This window comes from Streptococcus sp. Marseille-Q6379 (assembly GCF_965119505.1).
In genome coordinates this window covers 165,030-181,159 of sequence record NZ_CBCPLV010000002.1, presented here as the reverse complement: position 1 = coordinate 181,159, position 16,130 = coordinate 165,030, and the positions used below count along the sequence as shown (strand labels likewise).

Here is a 16,130-nt window from a genome sequence, read left to right as displayed (position 1 = left end):
TGAATTTTTCAGTTAACTATCTGAAAGAATATTGACTTATAATAATTCAATAAGATATAATTGTTTGTCAAGTTATATATTTAAACTGGAGGGATTATGGAAAGAAGAGAACTTTATTTAATTATTACATTACTTGTCATATCGTTGATATGTATATTGAGCCAATCAATAAAAAATGATTTAAGAAAAAGGTTAAGTAGATATAAAAAACAAAATATTACAGTAGATGAAAAAAATTTATTAAGGAAATTTTAAAAGAATCTATTGATGATTATTATTTATCCATAGATAATAGTGATTCTATGGAATCAAAAATTTTTAATTATATAATTTTACCTTTATTATTTACTTTTTTTGTTGTACGTATTTCAAACATAGGTGATCCTACACTTAATATTATAAATAACGTATATAATTCTATTTTGTTATATTTATACAATCCGCATGGAATTAAAATTATTCTGTTTATATTTTCATTATTGATTGGCTTTACTATTTGGCTAAACAAGACAATTAAAAAAAGAGATAATCTTTGGAGATTTGTTGAAAAAAATTTTTTAATAACTTCTATTTTAATACTATTATCATCAATACTAATGCTTTTTGTTTTGCTAACAGAGTTAATATATGGAAGTTTTTCAAGTACTGATATATATATTCCTTTATACTATGGAGCAATTTTATTCTTTATAAAAATAATCAAATTATTTCTTAATGAATTTATAAAGGCTAATTCATTAGAAGTTCCTAAGAAAATATTTATCTCAATTATTGTAATTTTTATAACATTCGGTACTTTATTTAGAGGAGAACTTGAGATTGGAGGGGCTTACTATTTTTATACAACAAATGGGGAGCCATTTAGATTCATTTCTAAAGAAGTTGATATTATGATTTTGGAAGGTGCAGACGATGAAGTTTTTATAAGATTTGGTAGTAAATATAATCAAATAAGAGACAAAATCATTAAATTTCCTGATTCAAAAAGAAAAATCAGTAAAGAAGTAAAAAATAATAGCTTTTATTCTCAAAAAATTTATATTTCTAAAAAGACATCCGAAGGCAATGATGAAGTATTAGTGAAAGTTACTTTTGAAAAAGATAATATAATTTTGAATATAGGTAAACAAAAAATAGACTTTGTAAGGGATGGTTCAATGAGATTTGTAGAAATTCAGAACAAGAATATTAATTCAGATATTTCAGGAGCGAGTTACGTAAATCTAAACTTAAATACTGTAAAAAGACATAAGTTGTTACTTAGAGACCCTAGTTGTCTTAATCGTCATTAATCCCTTTGAAATTACATCTGACTTGTGGTATCATTTAATATGCTGAAAATTAAAGGAGTATTAAATGGATAAAATTAAAAAGATAAGTAATGCGACTAATTTGAAATACTTGGCCATTACTCTCATGTTTTTAGACCACATTCATGAGATGTTTGCCTTTATGGGGGCACCGATGTGGCTAACAATGATAGGGCGTTTGGTTTTCCCTATTTTTCTCTTCTTGGCAGCAGATAGTTTCCATTACACACATGACCGAAAAGCCTACATGAAACGTCTTTTATTTATGTTTTGGTTTATGTCTATCGGTAACACGATTGTAGGTTCTATTTTCCATAATGGTGATGTTGGTTTGATGAACAATGCCTTTTCAACCTTCTTGGTAACGGGTATCTATATCTGTTCATGGGACTTACTGTTTAAAGGACTTCGTGATAAATCAAAGGATGAAATTTTAAAAGGGATTGGTCTCTTCCTATTGCCTATCATTCTGGCCATTCCAACGCTAATCTTGGCATCTATGTTAACTGGTGGTGGTCTTCATCCGGTTGTTTTACGTCTGCTCGCTTTAGTAACCATCATGATTCCAAGTATCATTACGGTAGAGGGGAGTTTCCTACTTGTTATCCTAGGTCTGCTTTTCTATATTTTTAGAGAACACCGAAATATCCAGCTTGTGGTTTTGGCTGTTATTTCTCTGATTTTCTATCTGATTGACCCAGTTGATGTTCAGTGGATGATGGTTTTTGCTGCGATTCCTATGTATTTCTATAATGGTGAACGTGGTAGTGGGAACAAGAATTTCTTCTATATTTTCTATCCAGCCCATATTTATCTCTTGTGGATCCTAGCAAGTTTGTTTAGATAAAATGACAAAGACAGTCCTTGTACTGTCTTTTTTTCGTGCTTAAAGGCCATTTTTATGGTTTGTTTCCTGCTTCTAAAACTGCTATAATTTAAGGCGTAATAGAATCTTGTGATAAGCAAATTGGAGGTATATCATGACAAAAGTAGCAGTAGTATTTGCGGAAGGTTTTGAAGAAATCGAAGCCTTGAGCCCAGTGGATGTCTTCCGCAGAGCAGGATTTGACTGTAGCATGCTAGGACTTGAAAGTGTGTCAGTAACTGGCTCACATGGAATTCAAGTCGCTATGGATGGTGTATTTGATGGCAATTTTGCGGATTACGACTTGGTGGTCCTTCCTGGAGGTATGCCTGGATCAACTAATCTACGCGACAACGAAACTTTGATTGCCTCTCTTCAAGAGGCTGCAAAAGCTGGAAAATACGTTGCTGCCATTTGTGCGGCACCAATTGTTCTCGAACGTGCTGGTCTTCTTGAAGGGCGTAAATTCACATGTTTCCCTGGTGTTGAGGAACAAATTGCATCTGGCGAGCATCAAACTGACTTGGTGGTGGTTGACGGCAATATTGTCACTAGCCGTGGTGCCGGAACAGCACTAGCCTTTGCTTACGCACTGGTTGATTTGTTGGGTGGCGATGGTCAGCAGTTAGCTAATACCATGGTTTACGACAGATTGTTTAAATAATAGTTTATTTGAGCCTTTTATCAAAAAGTCCTAACACATGATGCTAGATAAATAAACAATCTATGTTAGCTTGTAAGATGATAGAGAACTTATCAAACAAATGCCCTAATCATATATTAAAGAGACCAAAGCCTAATTTTATAAGCTTTGGTTTTTTCTTTTCTCCTTTGACATCCGTTATGAAAACGGTTATAATAATGACAAAATAACCTTTAAATGAGTCCAGAGAGGCTTGAAAGGTCGGACAGGTTAAAAACAGGGTTCTCCTGTGATTTTTTGTGCGACCTTGCCATGTGGCGAGGTTTTTTTGATGACATTTTGTAGTTTAGAAAGGGTTGTCATGATTTTAGTTGAAGATTTAACCATTGTGAATCAGCGTGAGATTGCACCTCGTATTTTCGAGATGGTGCTTAGGGGAGAGATGGTTGCAGATATGCAGGTTGGACAGTTCGTCCACCTCAAAGTCCCAGACCCAAGTAAGCTCCTTCGTCGTCCGATTTCCATTTCAGAAATTGACTATGACAAGAAAGTGGCGACCATTGTCTATCGAGTGGAACGCGAGGGAACAGCTATTCTGTCTAAGATGGTAGCTGGTCAAACCATTGATACCATGGGCCCTCAGGGAAATGGTTTTGATATTTCCGTTATTGAGGCTGGGCAGAAAGCCCTCCTAGTTGGTGGAGGTATTGGTGTGCCACCTTTGGTTGAGACGGCTAAGCAGTTGAAGGCTAAGGGAGTGGAAGTTGTATCAGTGATTGGTTTTGCCAATAAGGATGCCGTCATCTTGGAGGACAAGCTCAGAGCTTGTGGTGATGTTTATGTGACGACCGATGACGGTTCATACGGTATCAAGGGTTACGTTTCAACGGTTATTGATGGTTTCTCCTGGACTCCAGATGCCGTCTACAGTTGCGGAGCTCCAGGCATGCTTAAATATGTCGATAGCAAGTTTGAAAATCATCCTCATGCCTATGTTTCTATGGAAGCTCGCATGGCTTGTGGTATGGGTGCTTGTTATGCCTGTGTGGTTCACGTTAAAGGAGAATCTGACGCCAAAAATCTTCGTGTTTGCGAGGAAGGGCCAGTCTTCCCTACCGGAAAAGTCATCGTCTAGGAGGTTACTATGTCAGAGATTAAATCAGAAAATCGATTAGCTATCAGCCTTCCAGGGCTTGACTTGAAAAATCCTATTATTCCAGCCTCAGGTTGCTTTGGTTTTGGGCAAGAGTATGCCAAGTATTATAATTTGGACAAACTAGGTTCTATCATGATTAAGGCAACGACTGCCAACCCTCGTTTTGGTAATCCAACACCCCGTGTGGCTGAGACGCCATCAGGCATGCTTAATGCCATTGGCTTGCAAAACCCAGGTGTTGATGCCGTCTTGTCTGAAAAACTCCCTTGGTTGCAGGATCATTATCCTGAGCTTCCAATCATTGCCAATGTGGCTGGATTTTCAAACGAAGAATATGCGGAAGTCTCTCACAAGATTTCCAAAGCCAGCAACGTCAAGGCTATCGAGCTCAATATCTCCTGTCCAAATGTGGACCATGGCAATAACGGCCTTCTCATCGGACAAGTCCCAGAGCTTGCCTACGCGGCAGTAAAAGCCAGTGTCTCTCACTCTGATGTGCCCGTCTATGTCAAACTGACACCGAGTGTGGCTGACATCACGAGTGTCGCTAAAGCAGTCGAAGATGCCGGTGCGACTGGTTTTACCATGATTAACACCTTGGTCGGTACACGCTATGACTTGGCTACTCGCAAACCTATCATTGCCAATGGCCAAGGTGGTATGTCAGGCCCAGCTGTCTTCCCAGTAGCCCTTAAACTCATCCGCCAAGTTGCTCTAGCATCAGACCTCCCAATCATCGGTATGGGTGGCGTCGACAGTGCCGAAGCGGCTATCGAAATGTTCATCGCTGGTGCATCAGCCATCGGTGTCGGAACAGCCAACTTCGCAGATCCCTATGCTTGCCCTAAAATCATTGACCGACTCCCTGAAGTCATGGACAAGTACGGCATCACAACACTTGAAGACTTGCGTAAGGAAGTTCGAACAGACTTGTTGGGGAAATAGAAGATTAATACCCTTTTTAAGGAATTTAACAAAGGTATAATTACTTTCATCCCCCTTTGACATTCCCTTATAAAAGCGCTATAATAGAACAAATTGAACTGAACCTTTAATCGAGTCCAGAGAGGCGAGAAAGGTGTACTGAGATGCTACGGCATCACTAAAGGGTAGGGACTGCCCTATTTTCGTGCAACCTTCGCTGACTGGCGGAGGTTTTTTGTGTGAAAGGATTTAAGAAATGAGAGAAAATCGTCCTGTTATTGCCCTTGATTTCCCGACTTTTGAGGATGTAAAGGCTTTCCTTGCTAAGTTTCCTGCTGATGAAAAGCTCTATGTGAAGATTGGTATGGAACTTTACTATGCGGCTGGGCCTGAGATTGTGCGCTACGTTAAAGAGCTTGGCCATAGTGTTTTCCTTGACCTTAAGCTTCACGATATTCCAAATACTGTGAAATCAGCCATGCGTGTCTTGTCTAACCTTGGCGTTGATATGACTAATGTGCATGCGGCTGGTGGTGTGGAAATGATGAAGGCTGCGCGTGAAGGCTTGGGAGATGGTCCAATCTTGATTGCTGTAACACAGTTGACCTCTACCTCTGAAGAGCAGATGCGTGACTTCCAAAATATCCAAACCACACTTCAAGAATCAGTGGTTCATTATGCTAAGAAGACTGCTGAAGCAGGTCTTGATGGTGTTGTCTGCTCAGCACACGAAGTAGCAAAAATCAAAGAAGCAACAAATGAAGATTTCGTTTGTTTGACACCTGGTATCCGTCCAGCAGGAGCAGCAGTTGGTGACCAAAAACGTGTCATGACACCTGCCGATGCTCGTCAAATTGGTTCAGATTACATTGTTGTTGGTCGTCCAATTACGCAAGCTGACAATCCAGTAGCAGCTTATCACGACATTAAGGCCCAATGGAACGGTCAATAAATTTTCAAAAAGACCTTATTTCATAGGAAAATAGATTGAATTAGGTTATAATAAAGAATAGAAAACGCTTTACGGAGGATAATAATTATGACATTAGCAACACAAATCGCATCTGATTTGCTCGATATCAAGGCTGTTTACCTTAAACCTGAAGAACCATTTACATGGGCATCGGGAATCAAATCACCAATCTACACAGACAACCGTATTACTTTGTCTTACCCAGAAACTCGTACACTTATTGAAAATGGTTTTGTTGAAAAGATTAAGGAAGAATTCCCTGAAGTAGAAGTGATTGCAGGTACTGCAACTGCTGGTATTCCTCACGGTGCGATTATCGCTGACAAGATGAACCTTCCATTTGCCTACATCCGTAGCAAACCAAAAGATCACGGTGCTGGTAACCAAATCGAAGGTCGTGTGGTTAAAGGCGAAAAAATGGTTGTTGTTGAAGACTTGATTTCAACTGGTGGATCAGTACTTGATGCTGTAGCAGCTGCAGAGCGTGAAGGGGCTGATGTTATCGGTGTTGTGGCTATCTTCACTTACGAATTGCCAAAAGCTGAGAATAACTTCGCTGATGCTGGCGTGAAATTGGTCACTCTTTCAAACTACACTGAATTGATCAAAGTGGCTAAAGTGCAAGGCTACATCACAGCAGACGGACTTCAACTCTTGAAAAAATTTAAAGAAAACCAAGAAACTTGGCAAGACTAAATATCATGATTGAAGGCGGAACGTTTCAGGCGTTTCGCTTTTTTTAGTATAATTTAGGAAGTAATAGAAGCAGGGAGAATATAAGATGTCAGTAAATGAGTGGTCAGATGCAACGGCAATGGCTGAGGCCGTGCGAAATAAGACGGTCAGTCCCCGAGAACTAGTAAAGGATACTATAAGTGAAGCGGAGAGGACGAATACTAAAATCAATGCTATCGTCAGTCAACGTTACGAGAAAGCTTTAGAAGAAGCAGAAACTAGAGACTTTTCAGATAAACCTTTTGCTGGTGTCCCAATTTTCCTAAAGGATTTAGGTCAGGAGCAAGCTGGTGAGCCGTCAACAGCGGGTTCTCGCCTATTTACAAGTTATCGGGCTAAGGAAACGGATAATTATGTTAAGAAACTTGAGGAATTGGGCTTTATTATTTTAGGACGTTCTAGCACTCCTGAGTTTGGCTTCAAAAATATCAGTGACGCCCAGATTCATGGTCCTGTCAATCTACCTGATGATGTGAGGCGTAATGCTGGTGGCTCAAGTGGCGGTGCGGCTGCTATTGTGAGCTCTGGCATTTCTCCTTTGGCCCCAGCTAGTGACGGTGGGGGCTCTATTCGAATTCCAGCTTCCTTTAACGGCCTAATCGGTCTCAAGCCTACCAGAGGACGAATTCCTGTCGGTCCTGGTTCGTTTCGTGGATGGCAGGGAGCCTCTGTCCAGTTTGCTTTAACTAAGTCTGTTCGAGATACAAAACGCTTGCTTTATCATATGCAGACGTGTCAGATGGAAAGTCCATTTATCTTGCCAAAGCTCAGCAAAGATTCTTTAGACCAACCAGTCAGACCTTTGAAGATTGCTTTTTTGACTGTATCTCCTATCGGTGGTAAGGTGTCAGAATCTGCTATTGCGGCGACAAAAAAGGCTGCTAGAGCATTGGAAACTCTAGGACATCATGTCCATGAAATCACCCAACAGCCTTTAAATGGTGTTGAAGCTATGCAGTCTTACTACATCATGAATAGTGTTGAGACGGCTGCCATGTTTGATGGTATAGAGGCTGGTTTGGGACGTCAGATGACGCTTGAAGATATGGAGTTAATGACTTGGGCTATTTTCCAATCTGGGCAAAAGATTCCTGCCAAAGTTTACTCTAAAGTCCTAACTCAGTGGGACCAGTATAGCCATCAGATGGCGAATTTTCATGAGTCTTACGATATTCTTCTGACTCCTACAGTTGCGGATGTGGCACCTAAGCATGGGCAGTTTGCCCTCTCTGAAAGCCTACAGAACCAACTCAAGCATATGTCTGAGTTTGATTGGCCAAAGCAACAAGAACTTATTTGGGATATGTTTGCGGATAGTTTAGATTGGACGCCTTTCACCCAACAAGCTAACCTGACAGGACAACCATCGATTTCTTTACCTGTCTATCGTGATGGGCAGGGGCTGTCCCTTGGTGTTCAACTGACAGCTGCCAAGGGAAGAGAAGACCTCCTCTTACACTTGGCCCAACAAATGGAAAAAGGTTCGGTTTTTAGCTAGCTATACTCATTCTCGGTTCAATTTTTTGTAAAACCCTTTCAAATAGTGTAGGCTTAGATTATAAGTTTTTTAACTTAACTTCATTTTTTAAGGAGACACACATAGATGAAAAAGAGATTTTTCGCCGTTTTTAGCTTAATTTTGGCTGCGGTCTTTTTGGTTGCCTGCTCGTCACAAAGTACAGGTGAGAAGAACTGGAAAAAGATTGAGAAACGTGGTAGCATCAAGGTTGCGACTGCTGGAACACTTTACCCACAAACCTACCACGATGATAAGAATAATTTGACTGGTTATGACGTTGAGATTCTCAAAGAAGTTGGAAAACGTCTTAAGTTGAAAATTGAATTCACTGAGATGGGTGTAGATGGCATGCTTACTGCTGTAAATAGCGGGCAAGTCGATATCGCTAACTACTCACTCGAAGACGACAATAAGAATGTTAAAAAATTCTTACGTTCTGAACCATACAAGTATTCCTTCACTTCAATGGTCGTTCGTGAATCGGATAATTCTGGAATCTCTTCATGGAAGGATCTCAAAGGCAAAAAGGCAGCCGGTGCTGCAAGTACAAAGTACATGAAGATTGCCAAAAAAATGGGTGCTGAACTCGTCGTATATGATAATGTTACCAATGACGTTTACATGCAAGACTTGGTAAATGGACGTACAGACGTTATCGTCAACGATTACTATTTGCAAAAGATGGCAGTAGCCGCTATCAAAGACAAGTACCCAGTTAAGATCAACGACGGTATCTACAGTAACCCTTACTCAACAAGCTTTACCTTCTCATTGAAGAATAAAACCCTTCAAGAAAAGGTCAACAAAGCCATCAAAGACATGAAGAAAGATGGTACCCTTACCAAGATTTCAGAGAAATTCTTTGCTGGTCAAGACGTTACAAAGAAAACAAAAGTTGACTATACTGAGATTGATATCTCTGATGTTGAATAATATAAGCGATCCAATTGGATCGCTTATTTGCTAAAGAAATGTTTAGAAAGTTAGACTTATGATTATTGATTTTTCACTGATTCTAAAAAGCATTCCTTATGTCCTATCAGGTCTGCCTTATACCTTAGGAATCTCGCTTTTAAGCTTTATGGTTGGGAATGTTTTTGCTGTCATACTTGCCTTTATGCGAATGTCTCAAAAGCCTTGGTTAAAGTATCCAGCCCGCATTTATATTTCCATCATGCGTGGGGTTCCTATGTTGGTCGTGCTCTTCATTCTTTACTTTGGTTTGCCTTATGTTGGTGTTCAGCTACCTGCCCTTCTTTGTGCCTTTATTGGCTTCTCCTGTGTTAGTGCCGCTTATATGGCAGAGATTTTCCGTTCATCCATAGTTGCCGTAGATAAGGGGCAGTGGGAAGCAGCTCGCTCTCTTGGTCTTCCTCAGAAGTCTATTATCCGTCGGATTATCTTACCTCAGGCTATGCGTATAGCAGTAGCCCCTCTTGGTAATGTTATTATTGATATGGTTAAGAGTTCCTCATTGGCTGCTATGATTACAGTGCCTGACATTTTCCAAAATGCTAAGATTATCGGTGGGCGTGAGTATGACTACATGTCTATGTATATCCTAATCGCCCTTATTTACTGGACTTTGAGCTTTACTTTAGAACTGCTTGAAGGCTATCTTGAAAAACGTTTAGCTACCTATTGATTTTTGAAAAAATTGTTTGAATATCTAATGAAATATTGAAATTTATTTAATTCTAATCTTATAAATGTGGTATAATAAAAGCGATTTAAAAATCAGAAAGGTCTTTTGGAATGAAGAAGAAAACAGTCGTTGCAACGACACTATCAACCCTACTTGTCTCAACTGCCATCTTGGCTAATGCTGTCCAAGCTGACGAAGTAGAAACTCATGCAGCTGTAACAGCAACAAGCACTAAAGTAGTAGCTACAGAGGCAACTACCAATGCGACATCTACTGCAGCAAGCGAGTCTGCAGCTCCAGTAGCTAGTTCAACATCAGTTGTTACTGCTTCAACAGCTGAAACAAGTGAGACACCAGTTGCCACAGCCAGTGAAACAGCAACAGCAGCCGCAACTCCTACAACAGAAGTCGTGACAAATGCTAGCACAAGTGCCAGCAACGACACTGTAACTGTTCTTCACACCAACGATGTTCATGGTCGTATGGTTGAAGATGATCGTAACGGAGTTATTGGTGATGCCCTTTTGTCTGGTATCGTCAATGATTCTCGTTCAAAAGGAACAACCCTTGTCTTTGACTCAGGGGACTCATTCCAAGGTCTTCCAATCTCAAACAGCTCTAAGGGTGAGGACATGGCAAGCGTCATGAATGCTGTTGGTTTTGATGCCATGACAGTGGGTAACCATGAGTTCGACTTTGGTCTTGACCAATTGCGTCGTTTGAGCAAACAAATCAATTTCCCAATCATCACATCTAACGTTTATGTGAACGGCGTACGTCTTTTCCAACCATCTACAATCGTTGACAAAACACCTGGTGTTGATGGAGATGAAGTAGTTGTTATCGGTGTTACTACACCTGAGACAGCTACTAAGACACACCCACGTAATATCACTGGTGTCTCTTTCACCGATCCTATTACTGAGGTTAAAGCTGTTGTTGACCAAGTGGAATCAAATGCTCGTGCTGAAGGTAAGGAATACAAGACTTATATTGTCCTTAGTCACTTGGGTATAGATACAACAACTCCAGTTGAATGGCGTGGATCAACATTGGCAGAAGCTCTTTCAAACTATGCACCTTTGAAAGGAAAACGTGTTCTTGTCCTTGATGGTCACTCACACACTCTTCACACAGCGACATACGGCGATAATGTCACTTACAACCAAACTGGTAGCTACCTTAACAATGTCGGCCGCGTCGTTTATAATTCTGACCGTATCTTGTCACATGGCGTGATTTCACACGACGAAGCTAAGAAGAATTATCAAGTTAACCCAACAGTTAAAACTATGGTTGATGACATCCAAGCTAAGTACAAGGCAGATTCTTCGAAAGTAGTTATCGAAAATAGTCCAGTTAAACTTAGCGGTGACCGTATGGATGTTCGTGTTCGCGAAACTAACCTTGGTAATGTTGTCGCTGATTCTCTCTTAGATTACGGACAATCAGCCTTCACACACAAGTCTAACCTTGCCGTAACAAACGGTGGTGGTCTTCGTGAAACAATTGCCAAAGACAAACCAATCACTAAAGGTGATATCATTGCCGTTCTTCCATTTGGTAACTCAGTTGCTCAAATTCAAGTGACAGGTCAAAATATCCATGATATGTTTGTCAAATCTCTTGGTTCTATTCTCCAAGTTGACGAAAGTGGTAAAACTGTTCTAGATGAAAATGGTCAACCTCTTCTTGAACCATCTGGTGGTTTCCTTCAAGTATCAGGAGCTCGTGTTTATTATGACACAACACTTCCAGCAGAAAAACGTATCTTGTCAATTGACATTTTTGATCCAGAAACTGGTACCTATAAACCACTCAACACTAATGAAACTTACTACCTTGTAACGAATGACTTCTTAGCTGCTGGTGGTGATGGCTACACAATGCTTGGTGGTCCTCGTGAAGAAGGTCCTTCAATGGATACCGTCTTTGCGGATTACTTGACACATGCAGACCTTTCTAAGTATGCAGTTATCAATCCAAACTCACGAACCATTTCTATTTCAAGTGCTGATTTTGCTGCCTTGAACAAAAAAGAAAATGCAGAAGATCCTACACTCAATCCATTGAGTCCTGTTACGCCATCTAGCGTTGCTGAAGACCTTAAAACAACTAAACCAGTTGTATCTAAAGTAGTAACGACACCTAATGGTAAAGTATTCTTCGTTTCAACAAGAAACGAAGCACTTAAAGAAACAGAAAAAGTGGCAGAAGCTTCTGCTCAAACTGAAGTTCTTCCTACAACAGGTGACAAGGCCTCACACGCTGGACTCCTCGGACTTGGTATGTTGCTAACTCTCTTTGGACTTAGTGGAAAACACAAAGGTAAAGAGAAATACTAAGAAGTTTGCAGATAAAAAAAGAGTTAACCATTTGGCTAACTCTTTTTTGTTTTCTTGTTGTTGCTATGTGTTTTTCGATACTGACTTGGTGTTTGGTCGTAATAGTGTTTAAATTGACGGTTGAAATTTGATAAATTGTTAAAACCAACATCAGTAGCAATTTCCAAAACTGGTTTAACACTATTACGGAGCTCTTCACAAGCAGCATTAAGTCTTGCTTGAATGATAAATTCGGTACAAGAGGTACCAGTTTGTTGCTTAAAAATCGTCATAAAGTGAGTCTTACTATACCCCATAAGCAATGACAACTTATCAATAGTGAGATTTTCGGCATAATGCTGGTTAATGTAATCAATAATTTCCCGAATTTTTTCATTCTTACGATAATGATCATCAGAAGTCTTTCGCTCTACCAAGCGATAGAAGTAGAAGAGATAGATTAATTCCTCTAGTTTTGACTTGAGAAGAAGTTCATAGTGACGATCTTTCTGACGAATTATCTTAAAAATCTCGAAGAGAAGTGCTTTAATTTCCGTATAACCCTCGTCTGATGGTCTTAGACATTGTTTAAACTTAAAATTGGAATTCTGTAAGGGCTGAAGATAACGGAGACTAAGCAGATCCACCAGAGACTGTCCCAACATATCCAAATGAAAATGAAGAGTATCAGTATGATGAGACTGATTATCTATGGGATGAATCGAATGAAGCTCATTAGGACATATCAAAAAAATATCTCCAGCCTGACTGTCAAAATAGTCATAATCAATATGATAGCGAGCTGTCCCCTCATAAACGTACTGTATTTCAAGCTCAGGATGCCAATGAAATAGAATATCAGGGCGTCCATTTTCGACCATAGTTTCCTCCAGTCGAAAAGGAAGCAGATTATCATCAAAATCTATTAAATGTTTAAAATCAGTATCAGTAGCTGCTTGACTCATGATTAACCTTTCAAAATCATAGGATAATACCATGATAGCATTTTCTTTCTTAAAAAGCATGAGTTAATCGTCTTATAGTATTGGTAGTTTTTTTATTTACATAATTTTATTTCTGTATTTAAGTATGCAAAATAAAAAGATGACTAAGCATCTTTTTTACATAAATTTAGTTATGTTTATTTCCCTAGACAGAACTGACTAAAGAGTTGTGTAATGAGTTCATCTGGGGCGGCGTCACCAGTAATTTCTCCTAAAACTTCCCAGGTGCGTGTCATATCAACCTGTAAGAGGTCAACAGGCATGCCTAATTCAAGACCTTGATTGACTGCTTCAAGACTTTCGAGAGCTTTTTCAATGAGTGAAATGTGACGAGCATTTGAGAGATAAGTAGCATCTTTCTCCACTAGGCCAGCATTATCAAAGAAGAGCTGATTGATGCAATCTTCGATTTTGTCAATATTTTCATTCTTGAGGACTGAAATTGGAATGACATCTTCGGGAAGCTCTTCCATTTGGATTGCTTGTGGTAGGTCTGTCTTATTTAGAAGAATGATGCGATTGCTATTTTGACTGATTTCTAGTAATGTACGGTCTTGCTCTGTTAACGGTTCGGAGCTATTAAGCACAAGGAGAACCAGGTCAGCCTCTTCGAGAGCTTTCTTAGAACGCTCAACACCAATCTTTTCAACCACATCATCTGTGTCTCGAATACCAGCGGTATCGATTAACTTAAGTGGAACACCCTTGATATTAACGTATTCTTCAATGACATCACGGGTGGTACCTTCAATGTCTGTTACGATAGCTTTCTCCTCGCGTAGGAGATTGTTAAGAAGACTAGATTTTCCGACATTTGGACGACCAATGATTGCCGTTGAAAGGCCTTCTCGTAGGATTTTTCCTCGTTTAGCAGTGGCAAGAAGATTTTCTAAAAGTGCTTGGAACTCTTGCGTTTTTTCACGGACAAGAGCTGTGGTAACTTCTTCAACATCATCATATTCTGGGTAATCAATATTAACTTCGACTTGAGCCAAGGTGTTAAGTATTTCTTGGCGAGTGTTGTTAATGAGATCCTTGAGCGACCCATCAAGTTGAGAGACGGCAACGGCCATAGCCTTATCAGTTTTAGCACGAATCAAATCCATAACAGCTTCAGCCTGAGTCAAGTCCACACGACCATTCAAAAAGGCACGTTTGGTAAATTCTCCAGGCTCAGCCATACGAGCTCCAGAACGAATAAGGAGTTGGAGGATTTCATTAGTCACAGCAACCCCACCATGAGTGTTGATCTCCACGACATCCTCACGCGTAAAGGTCTTTGGCGCACGCATAACACTTACCATGACTTCATCAATGGTTTCCTCATTTTCGACAATATGGCCGTAATTGATAGTATGTGAAGTAACTGATTCTAGATTTTTTCCTTTGAAAACTTTATTAGCAATGGCGATAGCATCGGTTCCAGATAAGCGAACGATACCGATAGCACCTTCACCTAAGGGCGTTGAAATGGCAGTAATCGTATCAAATTCTTTGGTAATTGACATAGTTATTCCTTTGGATTTTTTCTGTATAAGTTTTAAAATGATTTAATTTCATTGTAACGCAAAAGAGCAGTAGTCGCAAGGATTGGTGCTAATAAAGCCAAGAAAAAAGAGCCTGAGCTCTTTTGGTTTATTTGTGGCGTTCAAAGTATGATTTGGTTTCTTTAATGATGATTGGTGAAAGGACTAGGAGGGCAATCAAGTTAGGCAATGCCATCAAGCCGTTTACGATATCCGCAATTTTCCAAACAACATCAAGTGTGAGGTAACCACCAAGAGCAACCATAACCACAAAAATGAGGCGGTAGAGTGGAAGGAATTTCGTTGATTTGAAAATGAATTCGAAACAACGTTCACCATAGTAAGACCAACCCAAGATTGTTGTAAAGGCAAAGAGAACCAAAGAAAGTGTTAAGGCAATTTCACCAAATGTACCAAAAACAGAAGAGAAGGCGGCTTGTGTCATTGGGGCACCTTCTAGGCTACCTGACCATTGACCAGTTACAAGGATAGCAAGACCTGTAAGCGTACAGATGATAATCGTATCAATGAAAGTACCTGTCATCGAAATCAAACCTTGTTCAACAGGTTCTTCGGTCTTAGCGGCAGCGGCAGCGATAGGAGCTGATCCAAGACCTGACTCATTTGAGAAGACACCACGCGCAATACCAAGTCGCATAGCGACCATGACTGTTGCACCAGCAAAACCACCTACTGCTGCTTTACCAGTAAAGGCAGATTGGAAGACCATTTCAAGAACTGGTAAAAGTTGATTAAAGTTTGTAAAGATGACCACAAGAGCTGCTAGGATATAAAGTCCAGCCATAAATGGCACGACCTTTTCAGAAACTTTAGAGATAGATTGGATACCACCAAAAATGATGGCAGCAGTTATAAGAGCAAGTAAGATACTTACGATTTTTGGTGACCAGTCAAAGCTGTTTTGAAGTGAGGCGGTGATTGAGTTAACTTGAGAGAAAGTACCAATCCCCAACCATGCAACAAGCACACCTGCAAAGGCAAAGAAGTAGGCCAAAGGTTTAGCAATTATTTGCCATTTTCCAGAGAAACCATGTGTGATGTAATACATTGGACCACCAGAAACATTACCTTGGTCGTCAAGTGTACGGAATTTAATAGCCAAAAGGCCTTCGGAATATTTGGTTGCCATACCAAAGAAAGCCGCAATCCACATCCAGAAAAGGGCACCAGGTCCGCCAGTTTTGATGGCTGTAGCTACCCCAACAATGTTACCTGTACCAACAGTTGCAGCAAGAGCTGTCGCAAGGGCTGCAAAACTAGAAATATCACCTTCCCCTTTATCTTCAGCAAAGATAAGTTTAAAAGCTTTAGGAAGACGAAGAACTTGCAAAAGTCCAAGACGAAGCGTAAGGTAAATCCCAGTTCCTACAAGAAGGACCAAAAGGGGTGGACCCCAGACAAAATCATCAATGGTAGTAAAAAAGTCTAACATGAATGTAACAATCTCCTTTAACCGAGACGTCAAAAAAGAGGTTTGGCTTAACC

Annotated in this window: 14 protein-coding genes; 11 read left to right on the top strand and 3 right to left on the bottom strand. The window is 39.9% G+C overall.

Annotation, left to right across the window (positions count from 1 at the left end; genetic code table 11):
- Positions 1-302 precede the first annotated feature (302 nt).
- The 11 genes from ACWPVZ_RS07545 to nt5e all read left to right on the top strand — a co-directional run bounded on the left by ACWPVZ_RS07545 (position 303) and on the right by nt5e (position 12,115).
- Positions 303-1,292, top strand: a complete 990-nt coding sequence (locus ACWPVZ_RS07545) for a hypothetical protein (RefSeq protein ID WP_454381694.1) — start codon at positions 303-305, stop codon at positions 1,290-1,292.
- 64 nt (positions 1,293-1,356) lie between these two features.
- Positions 1,357-2,157, top strand: a complete 801-nt coding sequence (locus ACWPVZ_RS07540) for a TraX family protein (protein WP_454381692.1) — start codon at positions 1,357-1,359, stop codon at positions 2,155-2,157.
- Between the two features lie 133 nt (positions 2,158-2,290).
- Positions 2,291-2,839, top strand: a complete 549-nt coding sequence (locus tag ACWPVZ_RS07535) for a DJ-1 family glyoxalase III (protein ID WP_316582899.1) — start codon at positions 2,291-2,293, stop codon at positions 2,837-2,839.
- 340 nt (positions 2,840-3,179) lie between these two features.
- Complete coding sequence (locus ACWPVZ_RS07530; RefSeq protein WP_454381689.1) at positions 3,180-3,953, top strand: dihydroorotate dehydrogenase electron transfer subunit; 774 nt, start codon at positions 3,180-3,182, stop codon at positions 3,951-3,953.
- A 9-nt stretch (positions 3,954-3,962) separates the two neighbouring features.
- Positions 3,963-4,919, top strand: coding sequence for a dihydroorotate dehydrogenase (locus ACWPVZ_RS07525; RefSeq protein WP_454381687.1), 957 nt, complete (start codon positions 3,963-3,965; stop codon positions 4,917-4,919).
- 235 nt (positions 4,920-5,154) lie between these two features.
- Complete coding sequence (gene pyrF / locus ACWPVZ_RS07520; protein WP_201709773.1) at positions 5,155-5,850, top strand: orotidine-5'-phosphate decarboxylase; 696 nt, start codon at positions 5,155-5,157, stop codon at positions 5,848-5,850.
- A gap of 87 nt (positions 5,851-5,937) precedes the next feature.
- Positions 5,938-6,567 (top strand): orotate phosphoribosyltransferase, encoded by a 630-nt coding sequence (gene pyrE / locus ACWPVZ_RS07515; RefSeq protein ID WP_201709774.1) that lies wholly within the window; start codon positions 5,938-5,940, stop codon positions 6,565-6,567.
- Between the two features lie 85 nt (positions 6,568-6,652).
- Positions 6,653-8,104, top strand: a complete 1,452-nt coding sequence (locus ACWPVZ_RS07510) for an amidase (RefSeq protein ID WP_454381685.1) — start codon at positions 6,653-6,655, stop codon at positions 8,102-8,104.
- Positions 8,105-8,209: 105 nt separating this feature from the next.
- Positions 8,210-9,058, top strand: coding sequence for a transporter substrate-binding domain-containing protein (locus ACWPVZ_RS07505; protein WP_454381683.1), 849 nt, complete (start codon positions 8,210-8,212; stop codon positions 9,056-9,058).
- 58 nt (positions 9,059-9,116) lie between these two features.
- Positions 9,117-9,770, top strand: a complete 654-nt coding sequence (locus ACWPVZ_RS07500; RefSeq protein ID WP_454381681.1) for an amino acid ABC transporter permease — start codon at positions 9,117-9,119, stop codon at positions 9,768-9,770.
- Positions 9,771-9,880: 110 nt separating this feature from the next.
- Complete coding sequence (nt5e, locus tag ACWPVZ_RS07495) at positions 9,881-12,115, top strand: cell surface ecto-5'-nucleotidase Nt5e (protein ID WP_454381679.1); 2,235 nt, start codon at positions 9,881-9,883, stop codon at positions 12,113-12,115.
- 35 nt (positions 12,116-12,150) lie between these two features.
- Here nt5e and ACWPVZ_RS07490 read toward each other — a convergent pair whose 3' ends face one another.
- From ACWPVZ_RS07490 to ACWPVZ_RS07480, 3 genes are all read right to left on the bottom strand, one after another.
- Positions 12,151-13,059, bottom strand: a complete 909-nt coding sequence (locus tag ACWPVZ_RS07490) for an AraC family transcriptional regulator (protein ID WP_392391877.1) — start codon at positions 13,057-13,059, stop codon at positions 12,151-12,153.
- Positions 13,060-13,235: 176 nt separating this feature from the next.
- A complete protein-coding gene (mnmE, locus tag ACWPVZ_RS07485) occupies positions 13,236-14,606 on the bottom strand; it encodes a tRNA uridine-5-carboxymethylaminomethyl(34) synthesis GTPase MnmE (RefSeq protein ID WP_410537200.1) in 1,371 nt (456 codons plus the stop codon).
- A gap of 127 nt (positions 14,607-14,733) precedes the next feature.
- Positions 14,734-16,077, bottom strand: a complete 1,344-nt coding sequence (locus ACWPVZ_RS07480) for an alanine/glycine:cation symporter family protein (RefSeq protein ID WP_037597809.1) — start codon at positions 16,075-16,077, stop codon at positions 14,734-14,736.
- Positions 16,078-16,130 lie beyond the last annotated feature (53 nt).